This window comes from Protofrankia sp. CiP1_Cm_nod3 (assembly GCF_982290655.1).
In genome coordinates this window covers 1-3,345 of record NZ_CEVIVD010000264.1, presented here as the reverse complement: position 1 = coordinate 3,345, position 3,345 = coordinate 1, and the positions used below count along the sequence as shown (strand labels likewise).

The 3,345-nt window shown below is 76.5% G+C and carries 2 protein-coding genes and 1 pseudogene; 2 read left to right on the top strand and 1 reads right to left on the bottom strand.

What is annotated here, in order from left to right:
• Both sucB and AC5LUJ_RS23990 read left to right on the top strand, forming a co-directional pair.
• A partial coding sequence (gene sucB / locus AC5LUJ_RS23995; protein ID WP_493465842.1) for a 2-oxoglutarate dehydrogenase, E2 component, dihydrolipoamide succinyltransferase occupies positions 1-1,126 on the top strand: 1,126 nt, incomplete at its 5' end.
• A 148-nt stretch (positions 1,127-1,274) separates the two neighbouring features.
• The gene (locus tag AC5LUJ_RS23990) at positions 1,275-2,174 is read left to right on the top strand and encodes a TIGR01777 family oxidoreductase (protein WP_250287550.1); all 900 of its coding nucleotides are present in this window, start codon (positions 1,275-1,277) and stop codon (positions 2,172-2,174) included.
• 99 nt (positions 2,175-2,273) lie between these two features.
• Here AC5LUJ_RS23990 and AC5LUJ_RS23985 read toward each other — a convergent pair.
• A pseudogene (locus tag AC5LUJ_RS23985) lies at positions 2,274-3,345 on the bottom strand (hypothetical protein); the annotation flags it as partial.

Here is a 3,345-nt window from a genome sequence, read left to right as displayed (position 1 = left end):
GCCGCCTGCGCCCGCGCCGCCGGCCCCGGCTCCGGTCGCGCCGCCGACGCCCGCCGCGGCCCAGGCTCCCCCGCCGGCCGTCCCGGCCCAGGAGCTCACGCCGTCGGCGCCGGCCGTGGCCTCCCCGGCCAACGGCAGCGGCTCCCTCGGGGCCTACGTCACCCCGCTGGTCCGGCGGCTCGCCGCCGAGCACGACGTGGACCTCTCCGCGGTGACGGGCACCGGTGTCGGCGGCCGCATCCGCAAGCAGGACGTCATCGACGCGGCGCGCACCCCGGACAGCCTGCCGCCGGCCCCGGCAGCGGCGGCCCCGGCCGCTCCCGCCGTCCCGCCGGTGGCGGCGCCCGCGCCGGTCGCCGCGGCACCGGCGGCGCCTGCCGCTCCCGTGGCGGCGCCGGTCTCGCTGCGTGGCCGCACCGAGAAGCTGTCGCGGCTACGTTCGGTGATCGCACAGCGGATGGTCGAGTCCCTCCAGGTCAGCGCGCAGCTCACCACCGTCGTCGAGGCCGACGTCACCCGCATCGCCCGGCTGCGCGGCCGCGCGAAGAAGGCGTTCGAGGCGCGGGAGGGCATCAAGCTGTCGTTCCTGCCGTTCTTCGCGGTCGCGACCTGCGAGGCGCTGCGCGAGCACCCCAACGTCAACGCCAGCGTGGACATCGAGCAGGGCACGATCACCTACTACGACGCCGAGCACCTGGGCATCGCCGTGGACACCGACCGGGGGCTGCTCGTTCCGGTCATCCACCACGCCGGCGACCTCAACCTCACCGGGATGGCACGCAAGATCGACGATCTGGCGGCCCGGACGCGGGAGAACCGGGTCACCCCGGACGAGCTCGGCGGCGGCACCTTCACCCTGACCAACACCGGCAGCCGCGGCGCCTTGTTCGACACGCCGATCATCAACCAGCCGCAGGTCGGGATCCTCGGGACCGGCGCGGTGGTCAAGCGGCCCACGGTCGTCGACGACCCCGAGCTCGGCGAGATCATCGCGGTGCGCTCGACGGTGTACCTCGCGCTCACCTACGACCACCGGATCGTCGACGGTGCCGACGCCGCCCGCTTCCTCACCACCCTGCGCAGGCGCCTGGAGGAAGGCGCGTTCGAGGCCGAACTCGGCCTGTGACCATCCGCTGACCAGATGATCCCGCAACCGCGGGCCGGGCGCCGGCGCGCGACCGGCGCATGCCCGGCCCGCGGTTAACGATCATGACTGACGGCCGTGGCTGACGGGCCCGCTCGCCAGCCAGCCATCCAGGGGTGAGGATCAGCCCGTGGACGTCGTTGTCTCCGGCGCCTCCGGCCTGATCGGGCCGGCGGTCGTCCCAGCCCTGCGGGCCAGCGGGCACACCGTGCGCACCCTGGTCCGGCGGCCCGTGCGGGACGACTCGGAGATCTACTGGGATCCGGCCCGCGGCACGCTCGACCCGGCCGCCCTGGCCGGAGCCGACGCGATCGTCCACCTGGCCGGCGCCGGGGTCGGCGACCGTCGTTGGACCGCCCGCTACAAGCGGCGGATCCGCGACAGCCGGGTGGCCGGGACGGCCCTGCTGGCCACCGCGGTGGCCGCCGCCCACCCGCGGCCACGGGTGCTGCTGTCGGCGAGCGCGACCGGCTGGTACGGCGACACCGGGGACCGTCCGGTCGACGAGTCCGAACCCCGCGGGAACGGTTTCCTCGCCGAGGTGGTGGCCGACTGGGAGACGGCCACCGCCGCCGCCGAGAACGCCGGTGTGCGCGTGTGCCACCTGCGCTCGGGGGTCGTCCTCTCAGCGCGCGGCGGTGCGCTGGCCCGGCAGCTCCCGTTGTTCCGGCGCGGGCTCGGCGGCCGGCTGGGCTCGGGCCGGCAGTGGCTGAGCTGGATCACTCTGGCGGACGAGACAGCGGCGATCATCTTTCTGCTGACCACGGACGGCCTGCGTGGCCCGGTGAACCTGACCAGCCCGGCGCCGGTCACCAACATCGCCTTCACCCAGGCGCTCGGCGCGGCGGTGGGCCGGCGGGCGATCCTGCCGGTGCCGGCCGTGGCGCTGCGGATCGCCCTCGGTGGTTTCGCCGACGGCGGCGTGCTCGTCTCCCAGCGGGTCCTGCCCCACCGGCTCCTCGACGCCGGCTTCACCTTCTCCCACCCCGATATCGACACCGCCCTGCGCGCGACGGCCACCGCCCCCTGACCGCCGCCCCCTGACCGCCACCCCGGCGGCCCCGTACCGCCCATTTCGATCAAGAAGAGTGCCCGCTCCACGGAGCCGGCTTCAGCTGGTGGGGCCGGCTCAGCCTACGGTGTCGCCCCACGATGCGAGGCGCCATCCCTTGTCGGTCTTCACCAGGGTGACGTCGGACGGCCGCCAGTCGCGGCCGGGCTGCCGGGACAGGACCGTTCCGGCGGCGTCGACGTAGCTGTACGGCGGAATCCGATAGGTGACCCGCAGCACCGCCTTCTCGCCGCTGTTCTCCCGGACATCGAGATCGCTGATCTCGTGCCGCATACCGGACGTCCGGCCGCCGTTGGCCACGATCTGCCGCATCAGGGTGAGATCCCGCGCGTGGATGAGGCTGTTCAGCGCGTCCGCGTCGAGCAGGGCGTCCTCGTCAGCCCGCTCGAAGGCGCGGCCGCGGGCGTCGGTCAGGCTCACCAGGACGTCCCGCCACGCCTGCCCGGGGGCGACCTGGGCGGCCGGCCCCGCCAGCCCGTTGGAGCGCGCGGTGACCAGCAGGCCGCCGGCGGGCAGGCAGACGAACACGATGAACGCGGCCACGATCAGCAGGACGCGCCGCCGGTTGCCGAACTGGGCGTGCCCACCGACGGGCCCGGCGGACGTGCCGCCCCGGGCAACAGCCGATCGCCGGCCTGTGCGGGCGCTCCCGGGACGCGAGCCGCCCACCCGCACGCCCCCGGCGGGCACCCCGCTGGCGCGGGACGCCACCGTGCGCGCGGTCACCGCGTTCGAGCCGCCGGCAGCGGAGAGCGTGGTACCCGGAGCCCCGCCACCCGGGACCGTGGCATCCGGGACCGTGGTGCCCGAGATCACGGTGCCGGGGGCCCCGGCGGCCGGGACCACGGCCGTCGGGGCGGCAGCGACACGGGCAGGCGCGCTACGGGCGGCCCCGGCGGTACCGGCCGCGGCCCGGCGGCCCGGCCGCGCCGGCCCGGACGTCCGGCCCGCGCGCGACACGCGGGGGAAGCGGGCCGAGCGCGGCCCGGCCGACGGCGCCAGCCGGATCCGGCCGGTCGGCCCCGGCCCGCCGGCCGCGTCCGGAGCGGGCGGCAGCGCGGGTAACGGAAGCACCGTGGCTCCCTCGCCCGCCGGCCCGGCGCCGCCGGCGCCGTCCGCGGCCGGCACC